The sequence below is a fragment of the Eudoraea sp. genome (assembly GCF_049669105.1).
GTDB lineage: Bacteria > Bacteroidota > Bacteroidia > Flavobacteriales > Flavobacteriaceae > Eudoraea.
Genome location: NZ_JBATKE010000041.1, coordinates 57,663 through 79,508 on the forward strand (window position 1 = coordinate 57,663; position 21,846 = coordinate 79,508).

17 protein-coding genes are annotated in these 21,846 nt (G+C 36.5%); 9 read left to right on the forward strand and 8 right to left on the reverse strand.

Going from position 1 to position 21,846, the window contains the following annotated elements:
- Positions 1-20: 20 nt before the first annotated feature.
- The 3 genes from WBM60_RS03075 to WBM60_RS03085 are packed head-to-tail and all read right to left on the reverse strand — an operon-like array spanning position 21 to position 3,340.
- Positions 21-878, reverse strand: a complete 858-nt coding sequence (locus WBM60_RS03075; protein WP_424262459.1) for a transglutaminase-like domain-containing protein — start codon at positions 876-878, stop codon at positions 21-23.
- A 43-nt stretch (positions 879-921) separates the two neighbouring features.
- Complete coding sequence (locus WBM60_RS03080; RefSeq protein WP_424262461.1) at positions 922-1,869, reverse strand: alpha-E domain-containing protein; 948 nt, start codon at positions 1,867-1,869, stop codon at positions 922-924.
- Between the two features lie 7 nt (positions 1,870-1,876).
- Complete coding sequence (locus WBM60_RS03085) at positions 1,877-3,340, reverse strand: circularly permuted type 2 ATP-grasp protein (protein ID WP_424277634.1); 1,464 nt, start codon at positions 3,338-3,340, stop codon at positions 1,877-1,879.
- A 193-nt stretch (positions 3,341-3,533) separates the two neighbouring features.
- Between WBM60_RS03085 and WBM60_RS03090 the strand changes: the two genes are divergently transcribed.
- Both WBM60_RS03090 and WBM60_RS03095 read left to right on the forward strand, forming a co-directional pair.
- Positions 3,534-5,933: a zinc-dependent metalloprotease gene (locus tag WBM60_RS03090; RefSeq protein WP_424277635.1), complete on the forward strand. Its 2,400-nt coding sequence runs from the start codon at positions 3,534-3,536 to the stop codon at positions 5,931-5,933.
- A gap of 21 nt (positions 5,934-5,954) precedes the next feature.
- Positions 5,955-6,977 (forward strand): threonine aldolase family protein, encoded by a 1,023-nt coding sequence (locus WBM60_RS03095; RefSeq protein WP_424262233.1) that lies wholly within the window; start codon positions 5,955-5,957, stop codon positions 6,975-6,977.
- Here the strand turns inward: WBM60_RS03095 and WBM60_RS03100 are convergent.
- Together WBM60_RS03100 and WBM60_RS03105 are read right to left on the reverse strand one after the other, a co-directional pair.
- Entirely contained in the window at positions 6,972-7,295 is a 324-nt protein-coding gene (locus tag WBM60_RS03100; RefSeq protein ID WP_424262231.1) for a YegP family protein, read from the reverse strand. The two genes, WBM60_RS03095 and WBM60_RS03100, sit on opposite strands and share 6 nt — an antisense overlap.
- Before the next feature lie 80 nt (positions 7,296-7,375).
- Positions 7,376-7,708: a YbaB/EbfC family nucleoid-associated protein gene (locus WBM60_RS03105; protein WP_424262229.1), complete on the reverse strand. Its 333-nt coding sequence runs from the start codon at positions 7,706-7,708 to the stop codon at positions 7,376-7,378.
- Positions 7,709-7,819: 111 nt separating this feature from the next.
- On the opposite strand from WBM60_RS03105, the gene WBM60_RS03110 reads away from it, so the two are divergent.
- The 3 genes from WBM60_RS03110 (at position 7,820) to WBM60_RS03120 (ending at position 12,407) form a co-directional block, all read left to right on the forward strand.
- Positions 7,820-9,913: a S9 family peptidase gene (locus tag WBM60_RS03110; protein WP_424262227.1), complete on the forward strand. Its 2,094-nt coding sequence runs from the start codon at positions 7,820-7,822 to the stop codon at positions 9,911-9,913.
- A 69-nt stretch (positions 9,914-9,982) separates the two neighbouring features.
- Positions 9,983-11,023: a PLP-dependent cysteine synthase family protein gene (locus tag WBM60_RS03115; RefSeq protein ID WP_424262225.1), complete on the forward strand. Its 1,041-nt coding sequence runs from the start codon at positions 9,983-9,985 to the stop codon at positions 11,021-11,023.
- 124 nt (positions 11,024-11,147) lie between these two features.
- Complete coding sequence (locus WBM60_RS03120; RefSeq protein ID WP_424262223.1) at positions 11,148-12,407, forward strand: aminotransferase class I/II-fold pyridoxal phosphate-dependent enzyme; 1,260 nt, start codon at positions 11,148-11,150, stop codon at positions 12,405-12,407.
- Between the two features lie 53 nt (positions 12,408-12,460).
- Here the strand turns inward: WBM60_RS03120 and WBM60_RS03125 are convergent, their stop codons facing one another.
- Positions 12,461-13,579 (reverse strand): GTP cyclohydrolase, encoded by a 1,119-nt coding sequence (locus WBM60_RS03125; protein ID WP_424262237.1) that lies wholly within the window; start codon positions 13,577-13,579, stop codon positions 12,461-12,463.
- 105 nt (positions 13,580-13,684) lie between these two features.
- A complete protein-coding gene (locus WBM60_RS03130) occupies positions 13,685-14,785 on the reverse strand; it encodes a transporter (RefSeq protein ID WP_424262221.1) in 1,101 nt (366 codons plus the stop codon).
- 86 nt (positions 14,786-14,871) lie between these two features.
- Here WBM60_RS03130 and WBM60_RS03135 point away from each other — a divergent pair, with 86 nt between their 5' ends.
- The 4 genes from WBM60_RS03135 to WBM60_RS03150 are packed head-to-tail and all read left to right on the forward strand — an operon-like array spanning position 14,872 to position 20,335.
- Complete coding sequence (locus WBM60_RS03135) at positions 14,872-15,138, forward strand: DUF4834 family protein (RefSeq protein WP_424262219.1); 267 nt, start codon at positions 14,872-14,874, stop codon at positions 15,136-15,138.
- 21 nt (positions 15,139-15,159) lie between these two features.
- Complete coding sequence (locus WBM60_RS03140; protein ID WP_424262217.1) at positions 15,160-17,595, forward strand: YfhO family protein; 2,436 nt, start codon at positions 15,160-15,162, stop codon at positions 17,593-17,595.
- Positions 17,595-18,872 carry a glycosyltransferase family 4 protein gene (locus tag WBM60_RS03145; protein WP_424278075.1) on the forward strand — a complete coding sequence of 426 codons (1,278 nt, stop codon included), beginning with the start codon at positions 17,595-17,597 and terminating at the stop codon, positions 18,870-18,872. The genes WBM60_RS03140 and WBM60_RS03145 overlap by 1 nt, the downstream gene beginning before the upstream one ends.
- Complete coding sequence (locus WBM60_RS03150; RefSeq protein WP_424277638.1) at positions 18,872-20,335, forward strand: polysaccharide biosynthesis C-terminal domain-containing protein; 1,464 nt, start codon at positions 18,872-18,874, stop codon at positions 20,333-20,335. The genes WBM60_RS03145 and WBM60_RS03150 overlap by 1 nt, the downstream gene beginning before the upstream one ends.
- A gap of 129 nt (positions 20,336-20,464) precedes the next feature.
- On the opposite strand, the gene WBM60_RS03155 is transcribed toward WBM60_RS03150, so the two are convergent.
- Positions 20,465-21,685: a hypothetical protein gene (locus WBM60_RS03155; protein WP_424262211.1), complete on the reverse strand. Its 1,221-nt coding sequence runs from the start codon at positions 21,683-21,685 to the stop codon at positions 20,465-20,467.
- Positions 21,686-21,846: the final 161 nt, after the last annotated feature.

A 21,846-nucleotide genomic window follows, 5' to 3' on the forward strand; every position in this document is an offset into this window, starting at 1 on the left:
TTTATTGATTTTTATATCAATTACTGTTGTTGCTGCGCTGAGACCTGCACAGTATGCTTGGTTATATTTTTACCACTGGTATAAACTACTCCTCTTAAGGGAGAACAATCATTGTAATCTTTTCCATGAGAAACTTTAATATGGTTGTCGCCTGCAATTAAATTATTTGTTGGATCAAATCCTATCCAGCCTATACCGGGTACATAAGCTTCCGCCCAGGCATGCATTTGTGAATCTCCAAAATACCCATTTCCCTGATGGAGATAACCCGAAACATACCTTGCCGGAATATGATTTTGTTTAGCAAAAGCACAAAATAAATGGGCAAAATCCTGACATACACCATGTCTGTTATTTATTATTTCTTCCAGGGTAGTATCAACATCGGTAACATTTGTTGTGTAATAGATATGATCAAAAACCCATTGATTGAGTTCCTGAAGGTTTTCAAAAATAGATTTGAATTCATTAAACGTAAATTTATTTTTGTGTTCCGGCGGTATGCTAGTAAAATGGGTTGTTCTAAGAAATGGTTCAAAGTCCACTTTGAATTCCAATTCCTGAACTTTTTGATAAGCCTCTTCTGTGCTAAGTTCATTCGTGAAATCAAAAGGGTTCACCTTTTTTTTTATCAAACGAAACGAGGCCTCAAAAGAAATATCTTTAAACTTTGCACGTGGTTGTATGCGGATAGTTTTAAAACCGTAACCGTTTACGGAGTGTTCGTTAATGGCATGTACTGAGTTTTTAAAGTCTATATTAATGTGACCTTGTGTATCATTTTCTTCAGGTATGATTAGGAATTGCCAGTGGGCATCTGATAACCATGTGTCATAATGGTTTTCAGCTTTATAGATAATTGAATATTCTAATGACATATTTATGGTATAGAAATACTAAGGTAGGTGATAGGAAAGGATTTTAGTAGTTAAAATACTCCTTTTCCATTTTTGTGCTTATTTGTCCCAAACTGTTAAGGATATCTTCAATAAAACTCTGAATATCACCTTCTATTTCTTCTATGTGCTTATACTCATATTCAGCCCTTACTTTACCAACCAGAAAGGCTGTGGCGTTTTTATTGTAACGTTTGCTGGTATCCAATTCTCTTATATGTTTATAAACCTGGTTTAGACTATTCATAATAGACCTTGGGCAGTTTGGGTTTAATATCAAGAATTCCAAAGTTGAGATACTGTTGGGAGGCTTTTTATACAAACGCCTCATCATATCATAAGATTCCGCACATTTTAATAAGGTAGTCCATTCAAAACTGTTGCTAAACTTATCACCATAGCTTCCTTGAGCCTCCAAAGCATCACGATATTTGGCATTTATCATTCTTATTATCTGCGTGGCTCTTTCAATATTTACTCCCATCATTATTATCGCATAAGCCTCATTGTGTAAAAGAGTGCCCCGTATTTTACCCCTCAGGATCGCGGTCATTTCTGTCACATTTGTTGTAAAGTCATGGAGACCATTTTTTACAAGGACATCCGGATCATAGTTTATTATAAAATGATAAAACTTGTTAATAGATTCATACAATCCGGTAGAGATAAGATCTCTGGCGCTATTTGCATTTTCACGGGCATTCTTTACGTTATTTATAATTGAAAATGGGGATTCCGGATTTAAGCCAATATTAAAAAGCACTTCTTCTTCGTTTATTTCTATATTTTCGTCCTCGTGTAGTTCTCCCACCATAAATAGCATAGATCGCAGTACGAATTGTCTGGATTGAGACAATTCATTAGGCGCGTCAAGGGAGGAAAAATAATTAACGCTTAAATATCTGGCAATATGTTCAGAGCGTTCAATGTATCTGCCCATCCAAAAAAGGTTGTCTGCTACTCTTGCAAGCATAATTTATTTATTTTTTTAGCACCCAGGTGTCCTTAGAACCGCCTCCTTGTGATGAATTAACTATTAGATTTCCTTTTTTTAAAGCCACTCTGGTCAGTCCTCCTTTTAAGACAAACTCTTTATCCTGACCCAGAACAGTGAATACTCTAAGGTCTACGTGTCGCTGTTCAAAAGATTCTTTTTTTGCAATATATGTAGGGTGCACAGAAAGAGACATAATAGGCTGCGCTACATATTTCCTTGGACTTGCCTTAATCTGATTTTTTACATCTTCAATTTCTTCTTTAGTCAATCTATTGCCTATTGAGATTCCATACCCGCCTGCCTCGTCCACAGGTTTTATGACTAGTTGATGGATGTTGTCCAATACATATTTTAATTCGTCTGGCCGGCTGCAATGGTATGTATGTACATTGTTTAAGATGGGTTCTTCATCTAAATAGTACTTGATTATTTCCGGCATGTAAGTATATACGGCTTTATCATCAGCAACTCCTGTTCCAGGGGCATTGGCTATGGTTACATTACCCTTTTTATAGGCTGCGAATAAACCAGGAACTCCTAATGTTGAATCTGGTCTGAATTCCAGCGGATCAATAAATAAATCATCAATGCGACGGTAAATAATATCAACCTTTACGGGCCCTCTTATAGTTTTCATATAAACAAAGTCGTTCTCCACAAAAAGATCCCGGCCTTCCACTAATTCAACACCCATTGTTTTAGCCAGATAAGAATGTTCATAAAATGCCGAATTATACATTCCAGGAGTAATAACAACACTATTTGGAATATCAACTCCATTGGGTTTCGACGTTTCCAGCAGTTCCAATAGGTTTTCGGCATAGTCGGTAACCGTGTGAGTCTGGTAATGGTTAAAAACCCCAAATAAGGCCCGTTTAAGAGCAGTCCGGTTACAAATAACGTAGCTCACCCCTGAAGGGCAGCGGATATTATCTTCCAACACATAATAATTGCCATCATTGTGTTTTATGATATCTGTGCCTGAGATATGATTGTATATACCACCCGGAGGATCTATCCCCATCATTTGGTGCAGGTAATTTCCTGAGGAACTTATTAGTTCCATTGGTATTAGCCCTTGCTTGATTATTTTTTTTTCATGATAAATATCCCATAGGAAAAGATTAAGCGCTTTGCTGCGTTGAATTGCACCGCGCTCTATAAAATCCCATTCTTCAGAATCGATTATCCTTGGAAATAAATCAAATGGGAAAATTTTTTCCTGTGATTTCTTCTTACTGTAAACCTGAAACGTAATACCCTGATTAAAAAATGAAGATCTGGCCTTTACATTGAGGCTGGCATAGTCTTTAATGGAATGTTCCCCGTAAAGATCAAAAAGCTTTTTATATACCTGTTTTACATTCCCATCATTATCATAAATTTCATCGTATAATGCAGGGTTTCTTTGGTAGGAGGAAAAGATTTGATTATTGATTTTTGCCATACAAATTACTTTGACGGAATATAATGGTTTTAACTGAACATGTAAATAGATATTTCCAAATAATCCGACTTGTTTTTTGGTGATCAGTTAAAATTTAAAGCGATTTTATGCGGATTTAATTTTTTAGAATAAAGGGGAATATTCATTAAGTTATTAGCAGAATTTATCTAAATTTAGCTCTTTATTTGTGACTATGAAAAATATTTTATCCTTTATTTTAACCCTTTTTATTTATCAATTTTCCTGCGCACAATTCACCGAAAAGAGTAAAGCCTTTCAAAAGTTTGAAGGGTTTTATAATTTCTATTATGATGGAAGTAGTGATAAGATTTATCTGGAGATTGATGCACTTGAAAAGCCTTTTCTTTATGTTTATTCCCTAAGTAGCGGAATTGGAAGTAACGATATAGGTTTAGACAGAGGACAGCTTGGAAATGAGCAAGTTGTATATTTTAAAAAAGCAGGAGATAAACTACTTCTTGTCCAACCTAACTTAAAATACAGGGCAATTACTGACAATGACCTGGAAAAAAAATCTGTGGAGCAGGCTTTCGCCAAATCGGTGCTTTTCGGTTTTAAAATAGTAGAAGAGGCTACGGGTAAATATATTATTGATATCAGCGATTTTTTAATTCAGGATGCTCATGGGGTGGCAAAACGCCTTAAGCAAAAAGAGCAGGGATCTTACACTCTTGATAAGAGTAAAAGCGCCATGGCACTCGAAAGAACAAAGGCATTTCCAAAAAATGTTGAGTTTGATGTCACACTTACCTTTAAGGGAGATTCTAAGGGTAATTTTATCAGATCAGTTTCTCCCAACCCAAATTTGGTGACAGTAGCGCAACACCATTCATTTATTGAGCTGCCTGATGCAAACTATAAAGAAAGGGTTTTTGATCCCAGAAGCGGTTCATACCCGTTTTCATATTATGATTATGCCACACCTGTGCAGGAACCTATTCTGAAGCTATTTATTACCAGACACCGTTTGTCTAAAAAGAATCCGGAGGCCAAAGTGAGTGAGGCCTTAGAGCCTATTATTTATTACTTGGACAACGGCACCCCCGAACCGGTAAGAACGGCCTTATTAGAGGGAGGCAGGTGGTGGAACGAGGCTTTTAAAGCAATAGGCTATAAAGATGCGTTTCAGTTAAAAATATTGCCGGATGATGCTGATCCTTTGGATGTGAGATATAATGTTATTCAATGGGTGCACCGTTCTACAAGAGGTTGGAGTTACGGCAGTAGTATTACAGACCCAAGAACAGGTGAGATTATTAAGGGGCATGTAAGTTTGGGTAGTTTAAGGATCAGGCAGGATTTTTTAATAGCGCAAGCCTTGACAAATAAACCTTTTGAAGAGCGTGATGATAATTATAATGTGATGCTTGAATTGGCTTTGGCACGAATAAGACAATTGTCTGCTCATGAAATTGGTCATACCCTTGGATTTACACATAATTTTGCAGCAAGTACCAATCAAAGAGCATCGGTAATGGATTATCCGCATCCTCAGTTTAAAATTGTAAACGGGAAAATAGATTTTTCACAGGCTTATGACACCGGAATTGGGGAATGGGACAAAACAACTGTTGCCTACTCCTATTCAGAATTTGCAAAGGGAACCAACGAAAAGCAAGCCCTGAATAAGATACTGTCTGAGGCCTCCAATAAAGGACTTCGCTTTATATCCGATCAGGACGCCCGGCCTTTTGGTGGGGCACATGCTTTAGGGCATTTGTGGGATAATGGAACTAGCGCCAGTGCCGAATTACAAGACGTTTTAAAGATCAGGGAAATTGCCATTGCAAATTTTTCTATGGACAACATTCGCCAAAATGAACCAAATTCAGTTTTGGAAGATGTTTTTGCACCACTTTATTTTTTTCACAGATATCAGACCGAAGCTGTGGCTAAATTGATTGGTGGGCTCGATTATAACTATGCTGTTAAAGGTGATGGTCAGAAAACAGTTGAAACTCTTGATAAAAGCTCACAGGTTCAGGCACTTAAGGTGCTGTTGGAAACATTAAATGCAAATGTGATAGCCATTCCGAAGGAAAAATTGCCATTATTTCCACCAAGAGCCATCGGTTACCCAAGGAGCAGGGAATCTTTTAAAGGCAGGACTGGAGTTTCTTTTGATGCCCTCTCCGCCCCTGAAACGGCTTCGGATATGACCCTAGGCTTATTGTTGCATCCTGAAAGAGCATCGAGATTAATACAGCAAAAAAGTTTAGATACCCAGCAAATTGGACTGGAATATGTTCTTAGTCAGCTAGTTCAAAATACGATTGAAAAAACCCTGAAAGATCCTTATTTCAACGAGGTCCAGAAATCAATAAATTACCGGGTACTTTTTCATATTATGAACCTGGCAGCCCATAAAGGTGTGCACCCCCAGGTAAATGCCATAGCAAATCAGAAACTTAAATCAATTAAAACAGCCTTGCAATCTAGCAAGAATAATGTCGATGCCATGGAAATGATAAGGAGGGTTGATTACTTTTACAGTGAACCAGATAAATTTAAGGTTATAGAAGTTTCTAAAATACCTGACGGATCTCCAATTGGTATGGATTGTATGAATTAGATTGATACACTAAAAAGGGCTATGGAAATAAATTTAATTAGTGATACGGTTACCAAACCCTCACCCGGTATGTTAAATGCAATGATGTCGGCAGATGTTGGTGATGATGTTTTTAAGGCCGACCCTACAGTTAACAGGCTGGAAGAAAAGGTAGCCAATTTGTTTAACAGGGAAGCTGCATTGTATTTTCCCAGTGGTACAATGACAAATCAAACTGCAATTAAACTTCACACAAACCCTGGGGATCAATTGATTTGTGATAAATATGCCCATGTCTATAATTATGAGGGTGGGGGAGTAAGTTTTAATAGCGGTGTTTCCTGTAAATTAATAGATGGTCACCGAGGGATGATGACCTCAGATCAGGTTCTGGAGGCCATAAACCCACCAGATTTTTATCATAGCCCGCTGACTTCCCTGGTTTGTATAGAAAACACTACCAATAAAGGAGGAGGAGCCTGTTGGAATTTTTCTGAACTGTTACGCATTAAAGAAGTTTGTCAAAAGCACGGTCTGGCATATCATTTGGATGGCGCCAGGATATGGAATGCCTTAGTTGAAAAAGGGGAAACTGCGAAGCAATATGGGGAATTGTTTGATACCATTAGCGTTTGCCTTAGTAAGGGATTAGGATGCCCGGTGGGTTCAGTTTTGGTTGGGGATAAAGAAATGATCGACAAGGCATTGCGCATTAGAAAAATACTGGGTGGTGGAATGCGTCAGGCTGGTTTTATGGCTGCAGCCGGCATTTATGCGCTGGATAACCATATTGACCGTCTTGCAGATGATCATAAAAAAGCAAGAGAAATTGGTACTTTGCTACAAAGTTTGCCCTTTATAAAGAAAGTGGAACCTTTGGAGACCAATATTATAATCTTTGAAATTAATGATGACTATTTTAGTGCAGAGGATTTTATTCAAAAACTTCACAAAAAGGGCATTCATATAATTGGCATGGGAAATAACAAATTACGTGTGGTAACACATATGGACTATACTGATGAAATGCACGAAACTTTACTAAAAATCTTAAAAAATCTATAATTCTTTAGACTTGTTCAGGGTAGCGATACTTTTTTTTAGATTTTTTATACCATTCTCCATTCCTGCCTCAGACCCATAAAGTTGGCTATTACCAATAAGCTGTCCCTTTCTGTCCTTGAGGTTAAAAAGGAAGTTTCCATCATGATCAGTCTTACGCTCAAAGATATATTGTTGTTTATCTATCATGTTCAAACCACTAACAACATTCTTGATCTCTTCTTCACTTGAAAACCCTACACTATAAAACAAGGCATTACCACTACTGGTGTTTAAAGAGAAATTATACGTGTTGTTATCATCCTTATTTATCTTTATCATATAGTGAGTTTTTTTTTAAAAGTATTAAAAATGGACCAACTTTCATACTTAATTAACTTACCAGGATAAGCTTAATTCCACTATTTATTATTTAAAAAAGAATCCATTCCGGGAATATCAGGCATTCCTTCTTTAGCTACTGCGGCTAATTCAGCTTCATTTATCTCAGTCGCTTTTTCTATGGCCTTATTCAGGGTAAGGACCAGATAATCCTCTAATTGCTCCTTGTCTTGCAGCAATTGATCATCTATATTAATAGCCCTTAAAGTTCTATTAGCCGTGATGGTTACGGTAAGAAGGTTATCAGACGATTTTTCTTCAAGTATAACTGAATTTAATCGTTCTTTTGTGGCTTTTACCTTTTCCTGGGTTTCTTTTAGTTTCCCCATCATTCCCATTAAGTCTCCAAACATATCTTTCTATTTAACGTTACTAAGGTCAAAATTACTAAATTGCGCCCTTAAAAATAATTTATATTGATACACTTTCTTAAAAGAACAATCGTTTTATTTATTATTCTTATCATGGCTGCGTCATGCCAGAATCAAAATCAAAATATGGAAGTTATAAATGCCCCCACGGCTAAAACAATACCTATTAAATTAATAAAGCATGACGATATACGCGTGGATGACTATTTATGGCTAAACCAGCGGGATAATAAAGACGTACTGGCTTATTTGGAAGAAGAAAATAATTACTACAGCGCCCTTACTGAACATACCAAATCTTTCCAGGAGGAATTGTTTGAGGAAATGAAAGGCCGTATTAAGGAAGATGATTCTTCCTTGCCTTACAAATTAAATGGATATTGGTACATTACAAGGTATGAGATTGGGAAGGAATATCCTATCTATTCCAGAAAAAAGGGCAACCTTGAATCGGCCGAAGAAATAATTTTCAATTGTAATGAACTTGCAGAAGGGCATGAATATTTTGACCTCAGAGGTGTTACTGTAAGTCCGGATAATAAACTCGCGGCGTTTGGTACGGACACAATAAGCAGAAGACAATACCACATTCAGATAAAAAACCTTGAAACAGGTGAAATTTATCCCGATAAGATAGATAATACTACAGGAAGTGCAGTCTGGGCGAATGACAATAAAACATTATTTTATACAAAGAAAGATCCGGTTACTTTGAGATCTGATAAGATATACAAACATATTCTGGGCCATCCAAGTGAGGAAGATGAATTAATATTTCTTGAGCAGGATGATACCTTCAATACATTTGTTTACAAATCAAAATCCAAAAAATATATAATTATTGGTTCATATAGCACGTTAACAACAGAATTTCAAATACTTAACGCCGATAATCCCAATGGAGATTTTAAGTTATTCTCAGAAAGAGAAAGGGGCTTGGAGTATTCTATTTATCATTTTGAAAACAATTTTTATATACTCACAAATAAAGATAAAGCTACCAATTTTAAATTAATGAAGGTTGATGAGAATAATACATCCTCTGAAAACTGGGTAGAATTTATTACACACAGGCCCAATATTCTACTTGAGGATATTGAAATATTCAAGGATTACTATGTTCTCACAGAACGCGATAATGGCCTTAATAAATTAAAGATTACAAAATGGGATGAATCTGACAGTTATTACATCCCGTTTGATAGTGAAACTTATGTAGCATACCCTTATGCAAACCCTGATTTTGATACGGATAATTTTCGTTACGTATTTAATTCCATGACTTCACCGTATGCCATTATTGATTTCAATATGGGTACTAAGGTGAAGGAAATAAAAAAAGAACAGGAAGTTTTAGGAGGTAAATTTAATAAAGAAAATTACCGTTCCGAACGAATATGGGCAAAAGCACGCGATGGTGCAAAAGTACCTATCTCTTTGATTTATCACAAAGACACTAAATTAGACGGTAATAGTCCACTTTTACAATATGGATATGGCTCATATGGCAGTACCTCGGATCCTTATTTTTCTACTGTTAGGTTAAGCCTTTTAGATAGGGGTTTTATTTTTGCTATTGCGCATGTGCGGGGTGGAGAATATCTGGGCAGACCCTGGTATGAAGATGGAAAACTCCTAAACAAGAAAAATACCTTCACAGATTTTATCGATTGCTCTAAGTTTTTAATTGAAAGTAATTACACGAGTAAAGAGCATCTATATGCTTATGGTGGTTCTGCAGGTGGCTTACTGATGGGTGTAATAGTTAATTTGGCCCCTGATTTATATAACGGGGTTATAGCAGCAGTTCCCTTTGTAGATGTTATTACAACGATGCTGGATGGTTCTATACCATTAACTACTGGAGAATTTGACGAATGGGGTGATCCAAATAAGAAAGAGTACTATGACTATATGAAATCTTACTCCCCATATGATAATGTTGTCGCACAAGATTATCCTAACATGTTTGTAACCACGGGTTTACATGATTCTCAGGTGCAATATTGGGAACCGGCGAAGTGGGTCGCAAAACTTAGAGCTAAAAAAACAGATACGAATAAACTCTTTCTTTATACCAACATGGATGCTGGGCATGGTGGTGCCTCGGGAAGATTTGAGGCATTGAAAGAAACGGCTAAAGAATATAGTTTTCTAATTGATTTAGAAGGCAAAACGGGTAAATAAAAAAAAAATAGTAATTTTGTCGCCAGATTATAATCTATTAAAAAAGATTTATCGACCTAACCTTTCTTTATGAAAAATAAGATAAATGCTCATAACTCGATCCTTGATTTAATTGGAAACACACCGCTTGTTAGGCTTAATAAGATTACCGAGCCTCTTAAGGGGAATTTTTATGCAAAAATTGAGGCCTACAATCCGGGCCATTCCTCTAAGGATAGAATAGCTGCATATATTATTGATCAAGCTGAAAAAAGTGGCATTCTTGAGCCTGGCAATACAATTATAGAGACTACATCCGGGAATACTGGCTTTAGTATTGCCATGGTAAGTATTATAAAAGGCTACGAATGTGTATTGGCCGTAAGCTCAAAGTCTTCGAAGGATAAAATTGACATGCTGCGTTCTATGGGCGCAAAAGTATATGTGTGTCCCGCACACGTAAGTGCGGATGATCCCAGATCCTATTATCAGGTTGCAAAACGTCTTCATGAAGAAATTAAGGGATCAGTCTATATCAATCAATATTTCAATGCACTGAATATATTAGCACATTATAAATCTACCGGTCCTGAAATATGGGAACAAACAAATGGCAATATAACTCATTTGATAGCCTGTAGTGGTACAGGGGGCACAATTTCGGGTACTGCCCGATTTTTAAAAGAGCAAAACCCGAATATTAGGATCATAGGAGTTGACGCCTATGGATCTGTTTTGAAAAAGTTTCACGAAACCGGGGAATTCGATAATGATGAAATATATCCCTATCGAATAGAAGGTCTTGGTAAGAACTTAATTCCCGATGCCACTGATTTTAAGGTTATTGATGAATTTATCAAAGTTACAGATGAGGAAAGTGCGCATACCGCAAGGGAAATTTCCTGTACGGAGGGTATTTTTGTCGGGTATACCAGTGGAGCCGTTATGCAAGCGGTAAAACAACTAAATGCCCAGGGAGAATTTACTAAAAACAGTAATGTGGTTGTAATATTTCCCGATCATGGCTCCAGATATATGAGCAAGATTTATAATGATCAGTGGATGAGTGACCAAGGCTTTTTTGACAGTAAGAATGTTGAAGAAGCACAGCAGGTTCAATATGTAAAATAAACAATATAGATTAAGATTTTTAAGGCAACAGTAGGTAACTGTTGCCTTTTTTATTACCAAATAAAATAATTTATGAATCGTGATCAAAATTCCATAATTTTGTGGACTAACCAAACGAGGCCAGATGAAAGATTTATTTGCTAGAATCATTGAGAATAAAGGACCATTGGGTAAATGGGCATCCCAGGCAGAAGGATATTTTGTTTTTCCAAAGTTGGAAGGCCCTATTTCCAACCGAATGAAATTTCAGGGAAAAGAAGTGATTACCTGGAGTATTAATGATTACCTGGGCATGGCTAATTTACCTGAAATTAAGAAGGTAGACGGGGAAACTGCAGCTGAATATGGAGCAGCATATCCTATGGGTGCTCGTATGATGAGTGGACATACAGATTTTCATGAACAATTAGAGACGGAGTTGGCTGATTTTGTCCATAAAGAATCTTCTTATCTGCTGAATTTCGGTTATCAGGGAATTTTATCTGCAATTGATGCACTTGTATCTAAAGATGATATTATTGTTTACGACGTGGATTCCCACGCATGCATAATAGATGGGGTTCGTTTGCATATGGGAAAACGATTTACTTTTGTACATAACGATATAGAAAGCTTAAAAAAGAACCTGGAACGTGCTACCAAAATGGCAGAACAAACCGGTGGTGGAATCCTGGTTATTTCAGAAGGTGTTTTTGGAATGCGTGGGGAACAAGGTAAACTTAAAGAAATCGTTGAACTAAAAAAGGAATTTAATTTCAGGTTATTAGTAGATGATGCCCACGGTTTTGGAACACTGGGTAAGACCGGAGCCGGAGCAGGTGAGGAGCAAGGTGTTCAGGACGATATAGATGTATATTTTGCAACATTTGCAAAATCTATGGCAGGAATTGGAGCTTTTTTGGCTGCTGATAAGGAAATTATTGATTATTTGAAGTATAATCTGCGCTCTCAGATGTTTGCAAAATCACTTCCAATGATCTACGTTAAAGGTGCATTGAAACGCCTTGATATGCTGCGCACAAAACCTGAGTTAAGAGAGAAATTATGGGAAAATGTAAATGCCCTGCAAAATGGACTCAAAGAAAGAGGCTTTGATATTGGGACAACCACGAGCTGTGTTACACCTGTTTATCTTAATGGCAGTATACCTGAGGCTATGGCTTTGGTAAGGGATTTAAGAGAGAATTATGGCATATTCTGTTCAATAGTAGTGTATCCGGTTATTCCTAAAGGAATGATCTTATTGAGAATGATACCAACAACTACTCATACTTTGGAAGATGTTGCTGTAACATTGGATGCATTTTCGGCTATAAGAGATCGATTGGAGAATGGCACCTATAAGAGATTATCTGCTGCAGTGGCTGCGGCTATGGGTGAATAAGTAAAGGGGCGATTTCAATTTAAAGTTATTTTAATTATTAAAACGGAAAGTCTCTATAGCTGTTTTCTGTAGGTACGCCTGCGCTTATAGATTTCGGGGTCAAAGTGTTTCCACATTTGACGAATGGCAACATTTTCCTCCAATTCGGGAGTTCTGTAACAATTCCTTATTTTTTTCGCCTGAAAAACTTTGTGATATTCATTCATAATTATTGCGGTAACTCCCTTATTCTGATACTCCGGATGAACTCCAATAAGATAAAAAATAACATCTTTGCTATTTCTTTTTGCATTCAAAAGATACAGAAAACCAAATGGAAATAGCTTGCCGTTAGCTTTTTGCAAGGCAGATCCATATGATGGCATTACTATAGCAAATGCTACCAGTTTGTTATTACTGTCAATTACAAACTTTATATACTCAGGATTGATTAAACCAATATGTTTATTCTTAAAATAAGTTTTTTGCTTGTCAGTTAAAGGAACAAATGAAGATAGCTTTGAATATGTTTCATTAAACAGATCAAACATCTGATCTGCCCAGGGCATAATATCGGCAGATTTTGTAAAATTCATCTCTTTTAAACCATACCTCTTTTTTATCAGGGCCTGTACTTTATTAAAGTGTTCTGGTTTGGTATTACTGGCAGGAAATCTGTTTTCCATATATTCCTTTTCCTTTATAAAGCCATGGTGTTCATAATGATCTTTATAATAAGGATAATTATACCAGGTAATCATTGTTCCAACATCGTTAAAACCTTCAACTAATACCCCTACTTTATCGAGATTAGAAAACCCTACAGGACCTTCCATGTAATCGAGCTTATTATTTTTTCCAATTTCCGCAACCTTGTAGAGCAATGCTTTTGAAACCTCCAGGTCATCAATAAAATCAAACCAGCCGAAGCGCATTTTGGAGTTTTGTTGTTCATTTACCTCTATCCAATTGATAATAGTGGCTATTCTACCTACTAATTTATTTTTTTTGTAGGCAAGAAAAAACCTGGCTTCCGCATTAATAAAGTTGGGATTTTTTTCTTGGTCAAATGTTTCAAGTTCATCTGAAATAAGTGGAGGAACCCAATAAGGAGATTTTTTATAAAGGGTGAAAGGGAATTTTATAAATTTTTTTAAATCCGATTTTGTAGTAGCTTCTTCGAGCCTTACCATACCATTTATTTGTAAGGTCAAGATAAGAGATATTTGGTGAAGGAATCAAATTTTAAGACAATTTTCACTAATTCACTACACAAAAAGCCCAGTAAAGAACATCTCTTAGAAATCAATTACTCCGTTGTCAGAAGTATTCTTTTTTTTGTCTTTTTTCTTCTGTTTTTTTAAATCCTTTTTGGATGGCCCCAGATCAATATCCTCAGCACCTTTGCCTTTATTTCGCCCTTTAGTTGTTTTTGTCTTTTTGTTTTTCTGCATAGAGTTCTTTTTAATCGCCCCGCCATTTTGACCAGCCTTCTGATCTTCAATTGGAATGAGTACATCCTTATGAAGGTCCAGTCTGTATGATGCTCCAACCGAAACAAAAAGGCGGCTAGGAGAATTCTTGAAACTGCCTCCTAGATTGGCATCAACCTGAAAATTTTCATTTACCAAATACGCTCCACCACCTCTCAACAATACGTCCGCATAACGATCACTGCTAACGCCCTGGTTTTCCAAAAAAACGCTCCATTTGGGATTCCTAAGTGCGTGAGAAAGAGAAAGTGTATAGCCCAATTCCGTATCATCCGTGGCAATTCTATCATAGGAAATATTGGAGATCAAAACAAATCTGGGCGTAAGCCTGCTCTGTGTTGCCAACATCACCCTGGGAGAAACTGTGGGATCTGTAGGATAAAACGGATTGTCTCCAATAACAAAATTGGCCCCTGCATATACAGAGATTGCAGGAACTAAATTTTTAAATTGAAATTTATTATTAGCCTTCCAACTATACAAGTTTGGTTTGTTGCTTTCCGGATTTTTAAATGGATCAAAAACCAAATACTTTACACCAAGTCGGTTTCGTGAAAAATTGGTTCTTGATTCATTAAAACCAAGAGTAATGTATGTAATATTCTGATTTATATAGGTGCCTTCCCAATTTAGCTCTAGCTTCTCCAATAATAGGCCATAGCGAACAGAAAAATCCATACCGTAAATATTAGAATCATAATTCAGATCTGCGTGATCCCGCTTTTCATAAGAAAATCCTATTTCTATCTGAGGGACTCCTTTTCCCACTGCATAGGCGCTTACAGATAAACCCGGTCGGTTAGAATTAATTACATCTGTATATTGGCAGATACCTAATAAAGGGATCAATAATGCTAATAAAAAAAGGACATTTTTAGGATTTTTTAGTTCAATAACTCGAAACATCAGGTATATTTTATTATTATTTTATGAATTTTGTAATGTTAATACAACGTTGGAATTGTATTTTTGATATATAGAATACAGACATTATGGGTTTTTTAAGAACGATTTTAATAATTCTTCTGGTATACTATATGCTCAAATTATTTGCTAAATGGTTTGGTCCGAGAATAGTTGGCTATGCTGCACGAAGGACAGAGAAGCACTTTAAAGATAAATTTGATCAATTTCAAGGATATCAAAATCAAGAGGATAATACTAATGAAGGCGAGATTATTATCGAGAAAAAAACAGTTCAAAAGAATAAGAATTCCGAACAATTAGGCGAGTTTATAGATTTTGAAGAAATTGAATAACCATTACCACTAAAGCAACCAATGAATAGAGGTACGAAGGCTTTATTTATCCATTTTTTTGCGCTTGTTTTTTTTATTGTTGCCTCATTGGCATACTTCTATCCCGTACTTCAGGGCAAAACTATCATCCAATCCGATATTATCCAATATACCGGAATGGCTAAGGAGCAAAATGATTTCAGAAAAAATACTCAGGAGGAACCCTATTGGACCAATAGTGCTTTCGGGGGTATGCCAACATATCAATTAGGAGCTTATTATCCTCATGATTATGTTAGAAAACTTGATAGGACTATTCGATTTCTGCCCCGCCCTGCAGATTATTTATTCCTGTATTTTGTCGGATTTTATATTTTATTATGCTGCTTAAAAGTGGATTATCGATTAGCAATCTTTGGTGCGCTTGCTTTTGGTTTTTCTACTTACCTTATTATTATTTTGGGGGTAGGGCACAATGCGAAGGCACATGCTATAGGTTATTTACCTATGCTATTAGGTGGTATTGTCCTTACTTTTAGGAAAAAGTACCTCTGGGGTTTTATTCTTACCTCAGTCGCTATGGCATTGGAAATAGGAGCAAATCATTTCCAGATGACCTATTATTTTATGTTGCTTGTACTTGTACTCGGAACTGCATATTTAGTTGATACGGTTAAAAAAAAGAAACTAAAACACTTTTTCATTTCTGTTGGACTGCTTATTGGGGCTGTAGTTTTGGGTGTTGCCGCTAATGCTACTTCTATTATGGCTACAAAGGAATACGCGGATTGGAGTACACGTGGGAAGTCCGCACTTACGATAAACCCCGACGGGTCCTCCAGAGAAGCTTTAGAGGGTCTGGATAAGGAATACATAACCCAATACAGCTATGGAATAGTTGAATCCTTGAACTTATTTGTCCCGAGACTTTTTGGAGGCAGCAATAATGAAGACCTCGGCGCCAATTCAAAGGCTTATGAATATCTTACAGAGCAAGGGTTGCCCAGAACAAAGGCCCTGGAATTCAGTAGTGCTCTTCCATTGTATTGGGGAAATCAACCGGGGGTGGCAGCTCCGGCATATATCGGGGCAATTATAATTTTTCTTTTTGTCCTGGGGCTGTTTTTGGTAAAAGGACGTTTAAAATGGTGGTTATTAGGGGGAACGTTACTTTCACTCCTTTTATCCTGGGGAAAGAACTTTGGTCTACTTACCGATTTTATGATTGACTATTTTCCACTTTATAACAAATTCAGGGCGGTTTCTTCCATTCAGGTAATATTAGAACTCTGTGTGCCTATTCTGGCGGTTATGGCATTAGTTCAAGTATTTAAGCCCTCGATAGCAAAGAGTAAAAAACTTACGGCTTTAAAAACCAGTTTCTTTATTGTTATTGGACTTGGTATCACCTTATTTTTAATTAAAAGTGTTTTTGATTTTACAGGTCTAAATGATAGCACCTATCAGAAATATTTTGGTAATGAGGTTATGACAATGATAAAGCGGGACAGGGAGGCTGTTTATGTTAATGACACCATACGATCTTTAATATATGTGCTGTTAGCCGGTCTCGCGATATGGCTTTACCTTAAAGGGCGACTTAAGAAAAATGTGGTGATTTTGACGCTTTCCGTGTTAGTGGTTTTTGACCTTGTAGGTGTTGATCTTAGATATGTGAATAAGAAAGATTTTGACAGGCAAAAAAGAATGAATCAACCATTTCAGCAATTGCCAATGGACAAGCAAATTGCCGAAGACACCGGAGTATTCAGGGTTTATGACCCTTCAGAAGGACTTAACGGCGCCAGGACGTCCTATTTTCATCAGTCCATTGGAGGCTATCATGCTGCAAAACCCGCAGGGATGCAGGATTTATTTGATTTCCATATTTATAGAAATAATTTGCGGGTCCTAAATATGCTCAACGTAAAGTATATTGTTCAGCAAGATGAAGAAGGTAGGAGTTATGCAATTACAAACCCTGAAGTCAATGGTAATGCCTGGTTTATTAGCAGACTTATTGAGGTACAAAGTGCCGATGAAGAAATTAAGGCACTGGATAGTTTGGATGTTCTCAATGAAGCTGTTGTAAACACTGCTGATTTTGCTCAAATAGACCAATTTAATTTTTCAAAAGATTCTTTGGCGTATATTAACTTAAAGGAATATAAGCCTAATCATTTAACTTATATCGCGAACAATTCAAATAGCGGACTTGCGGTATTTTCAGAAATTTACTATCCGGGGGATTGGAAGGCTTATATTGATGGTAAATTGGTAGATCATTTTAAGGTCAATTACGTTTTAAGAGCATTGAATATTCCAAAAGGTAATCATACAGTGGAGTTCAAGTTTGAACCTGAAGTGATTGAAACTGGCGGAAAAATCACCTTAGCAAGTTCCATTTTAATGATTCTGATGTTTTTAGGGGGAGGCCTGTTTTCAATATTTCGTTTGCGAAAAAAGAAGGAGGGATAATGCATAAGGTCCTTATCATTAGTTATTATTGGCCTCCTGCCGGGGGTCCCGGGGTTCAGCGATGGTTAAAATTTGTAAAGTATTTGCCTGAATTTGACATACACCCTGTCATTTATATTCCTAAAAATCCGAAGTATCCTATTACCGACAGCAGTCTTATTAAGGAAATTCCTAAAAATGTTACTGTTTATAAAAATGAAATCTTCGAACCTTATACCTATGCAGGATTTTTAAGTAAAACCAAAACCAAACAAATAAGTTCCGGGGTTATAAGTGATGATAATCCTTCCTTTTTAGAAAAAATTTTACTTTGGATAAGAGGCAATATGTTCATTCCGGATGCTCGAAAGTACTGGGTTAGGCCTTCTGTACGGTTTTTAACGGATATAATTAAAAAAGAACAAATAGATACTATTATTACAACTGGTCCCCCTCATAGTCTTCATTTAATTGGTTTGGAATTAAAAAAGATTCTGGATGTTAAATGGCTCGCGGACTTTAGGGATCCATGGACCTCTATAGGCTACCACAGTAAACTAAGGCTTACAAAAGCTTCAGAAAAGAAACATCGCGAATTGGAAAAGAAAGTTGCAAATGGTTGCGATAAACTTTTGGTTACCAGTAATACTACTAAAGTTGAATTTGAATCAATTACTACGAAGCCGGTCTACGTAATTACCAATGGTTATGATATCCCGGAAAGCGACCTGCCCTTTAGTGGCATGGATAAAAAATTTACGCTTTCGCACATTGGTTCGCTGCTTACTGGAAGAAATCCTGAAAACCTTTGGAAAGTACTGTCCGAGATCATTAGTGAAAATAAGGATTTTAAGAATGCCTTTCAATTAAATCTAATTGGGGTGGTTGGCCAGGATGTTTTAAATTGTATAAATGATAATGGGCTAAAGTTCTATACAAGGCTTAAGAACTATGTGACCCATGAGGAAGCAGTTAATTATCAGAGGAGATCCCAGTTATTACTTTTAGCCGAGATTGATTCACCTTATACACGAGGGATTATTCCGGGAAAACTTTTTGAATATCTTGCAGCAAAAAGGCCAATCTTGGCCATAGGGCCTGAAGATTGGGAAGGCGGGGAAATTGTAAAAAACACAAATTCGGGGTTTGTTTGTAATTACAATTCTTTATCAGACCTTAAAGCTGTAATTTTAAAATGGTTTCATCTTTATCAGCAAGGCAATTTAATGGTATCTTCAGTAAATATTAAAGAATATAACAGAAGAACGCTTACCGCAAAGCTGGCTGAACTGTTGTAATGGGAATAATTTTTAAACAATCGTTAAAGAATACTACTATCACTTATCTTGGATTTGCGATAGGAGCTATCAATACACTTTTCCTTTACACCCGTTTTCTCACAGATGAGTATTATGGCCTGGTAGGAGTAATTCTTTCCACATCGGCTATTCTAATGCCATTTATGGCGTTTGGCGTGCCCAATACTCTCGTAAAATATTACAGTAATTTTAGTGATTCAAAATCGGTTGATGGTTTTCTCACCCTAATGGTGTTCCTTCCGTTGCTTATAATCATTCCTCTTTTAGGAGTAAGTTACTTTGCAAATGAAGTAATAGGTAATTTCCTGGCTAGGAAGAATGTTATTGTAAAAGATTATGTCTGGTATATTTTCCTGATAGGAATTGCTATGGCTTATTTTGAAATATTTTATGCCTGGTCTAAAGTCCAAATGAAATCGGTTTTTGGGAATTTCATGAAAGAGGTGTTCGTTAGAGTAGGGGTCAGCTTACTCTTAATCCTTTTATATATGGAGTTCATAAGTGTAGCTTTTTTTTTAAAAGCATTAGTGGGTCTTTATCTCTTAAGAACACTGTTAATGAAACTATATGCTTACAGTCTAAGAAGACCAAAACTGCAGTTTAATTGGCCAAAGAACACGAATTCCATCATAAATTACAGTATTCTGATCATTCTGGGCGGATCTACGGCAGTAATCCTTTTGGAGATAGACCGTTTTATGATAAATCAGTTTATTGCTATTCAAAATGTGGCATATTATACCGTGGCTATTTTTATTGCCACTGTGATTGCCGTACCGGCAAGAGCCATGCACCAGATTACCTACCCGATGACCGCTGAAATACTGAATAGAAACGATATAGCTGAGCTGAAAAGATTGTATCAAAAAAGTTCTTTAACCCTGTTCATTGTATCCGGTCTTATTTTTATTCTGATCCTGCTCAATCTTAATGACCTTTATTCTATGCTTCCAATGGCATATCGCGGAGGATATATTATTGTTTTAATAATTGGATTCACCAAACTTTTTGACGCTTTGATTGGTAACAATAATGCTATACTCTTTAATTCAGATTATTACAGGGCTTTGTTGTTTATGGGTGTTCTTTTGGCAGTCTTTACCATACTTTTCAATTGGCTCCTTATTCCCGTATACGGATTGAACGGGGCGGCTTTTGCAACATTTATGGCCATCTGTTTGTACAATGTAATTAAACTGATATATGTTAAACGAAAATTTAATATAATGCCCTTTACCAATGAAACAGTTAAAATTCTGGGCCTTTTGGTTTTGATGGTATCTATTTTCTTTTTCGTGGTACTTCCTTTCCATCCTTTAGTCAACATTGTTGTGAAAAGTATACTGATTATAGCTGTATATGTTGGTCTTTTGTACCGCTTTAAAATATCAGAAGATGTTTTCGGGGTTCTTTCGGGATTTTTAAGCAGGAAAAGAAAATAAGCTTTCATTTATTAAAGGAAGTTTACATTTTAAGTATTTAAACAGATCCGGGTGTATTTCCAACAAAAAACCCCGCAGGGACGTATCCACTGCGGGGTTAAACAACTAACCAACCTAAAACTATATTTACTATATTTTTGTACTTCTGCTTCGTGCACTATTACTTTTTCCGGAACTCCTGGAAGGACTTCTGCTTGCTGTTTTATGAGCAGTGCTTGTCTTCCTAATTGTTTTACTTCCAGTACTTCTGCCCGAAGGATTAGAAGCAACTGTGCGTTTTGTTGCATTTTTAGTACTAACAGTCTGGCTTTTTGATGCAGCTCTTTCCGGTCTTTTATAGTTACTACTGCTGCTGCGCTGAACTGTTTTACTTCTTGGGGTTACCGCAACGTCCTTTTTTGTTATAGTTCTACCTGATGTATACTGCAAAGATCCTTTAGTTCCATTTCTAACAGCATTACTTTCAGCATTTCTACCAGTATTGACAATAGTCCTCTTTGTGCTATTTGCAGCTGTTCTATTAGATCTGTTTACAGTCGTACTGTTTATTGATCTTTTGGCACTGGTATTATTACCTCTTTGTGCTACTGCTGTCGTATTTCTTGCTGAACTACTAGTGTCGTATCTGCCTCTTCGCGAACTATTATCTCTAGCAACTACACGATTATCATTCCTGTATACCTTGCTGCGCCTATTGTAATTTTTACCATGGTCATAATAATGTCCCACATTGGCATAGGCTCTCCTATGATTATACTGATAGGGTCTGTAATAAGTATAGCGCACAGGGTTGTAATATCTTCTGTATGGGCTATTGTATACCAGGCAGTAACCAGCTGCAGGTCTTACAAAATAATTATAATAGGGCCTGTATGTATAATATTGGTTATATACGTTGACATATCCTGTGTAATGACTATAATACCCTCTGTTATTATAATACACATACATTCCACCAACTCTTCTCACTCTTCCATTACGGTACCATACATCAACACCACCAATTTGGTTAACACGACCATAGTAGTCGTAAAAGACGGGTACATTTTGAACTTGAATAACTGCACCATAATCATCATATTGAACATATGGATTATAATCATAACCTGAATTGAATGTAATGTTGGTACTTCCGAAATTCACATTTGCTCCTACATTAACACGGTTGTCTATATAGAAATCGAATTCTCCATCCGGATAAACGGAAAACGTAATGCCATTTTCAACAAAGATGAAAGAATTGTTGTATTTATAAGCATTGCGTATTGCAACCTTATCTTCCACTGTGGCTGACATGGTACCCGCAGTACCTAAAAGAAGAGCCGTAAAAATGAATATTAAATTTCTCATGATATAAGGTTTTAAATTTCCGAATGCAACTATTTACATTCACCCAACTAATACCAAACAACGTGCCAGAAATATTAATATCGTTATAAAATATTGTAAATCAAGTAATTAAAAATTATTATAGCCAAAGAATTCAACTATACCTTAAATGTTTTAGAGGG

Excerpts from the sequence above, each read along its gene's own strand:
- WBM60_RS03100 (WP_424262231.1), bottom strand. The coding sequence starts at position 7,295 with ATGATAAAGATAAATAAGGATGATAACAACACGTATAATTTCTCTTTA.
- WBM60_RS03090 (WP_424277635.1), top strand. The coding sequence starts at position 3,534 with ATGAAAAATATTTTATCCTTTATTTTAACCCTTTTTATTTATCAATTT.
- WBM60_RS03085 (WP_424277634.1), bottom strand. The coding sequence starts at position 3,340 with ATGGCAAAAATCAATAATCAAATCTTTTCCTCCTACCAAAGAAACCCT.
- WBM60_RS03130 (WP_424262221.1), bottom strand. The coding sequence starts at position 14,785 with ATGTTTCGAGTTATTGAACTAAAAAATCCTAAAAATGTCCTTTTTTTA.
- WBM60_RS03140 (WP_424262217.1), top strand. The coding sequence starts at position 15,160 with ATGAATAGAGGTACGAAGGCTTTATTTATCCATTTTTTTGCGCTTGTT.
- WBM60_RS03110 (WP_424262227.1), top strand. The coding sequence starts at position 7,820 with ATGGCTGCGTCATGCCAGAATCAAAATCAAAATATGGAAGTTATAAAT.
- WBM60_RS03135 (WP_424262219.1), top strand. The coding sequence starts at position 14,872 with ATGGGTTTTTTAAGAACGATTTTAATAATTCTTCTGGTATACTATATG.
- WBM60_RS03080 (WP_424262461.1), bottom strand. The coding sequence starts at position 1,869 with ATGCTTGCAAGAGTAGCAGACAACCTTTTTTGGATGGGCAGATACATT.
- WBM60_RS03115 (WP_424262225.1), top strand. The coding sequence starts at position 9,983 with ATGAAAAATAAGATAAATGCTCATAACTCGATCCTTGATTTAATTGGA.
- WBM60_RS03155 (WP_424262211.1), bottom strand. The coding sequence starts at position 21,685 with ATGAGAAATTTAATATTCATTTTTACGGCTCTTCTTTTAGGTACTGCG.
- WBM60_RS03075 (WP_424262459.1), bottom strand. The coding sequence starts at position 878 with ATGTCATTAGAATATTCAATTATCTATAAAGCTGAAAACCATTATGAC.
- WBM60_RS03105 (WP_424262229.1), bottom strand. The coding sequence starts at position 7,708 with ATGTTTGGAGACTTAATGGGAATGATGGGGAAACTAAAAGAAACCCAG.
- WBM60_RS03150 (WP_424277638.1), top strand. The coding sequence starts at position 18,872 with ATGGGAATAATTTTTAAACAATCGTTAAAGAATACTACTATCACTTAT.
- WBM60_RS03120 (WP_424262223.1), top strand. The coding sequence starts at position 11,148 with ATGAAAGATTTATTTGCTAGAATCATTGAGAATAAAGGACCATTGGGT.
- WBM60_RS03095 (WP_424262233.1), top strand. The coding sequence starts at position 5,955 with ATGGAAATAAATTTAATTAGTGATACGGTTACCAAACCCTCACCCGGT.
- WBM60_RS03125 (WP_424262237.1), bottom strand. The coding sequence starts at position 13,579 with ATGGTAAGGCTCGAAGAAGCTACTACAAAATCGGATTTAAAAAAATTT.
- WBM60_RS03145 (WP_424278075.1), top strand. The coding sequence starts at position 17,595 with ATGCATAAGGTCCTTATCATTAGTTATTATTGGCCTCCTGCCGGGGGT.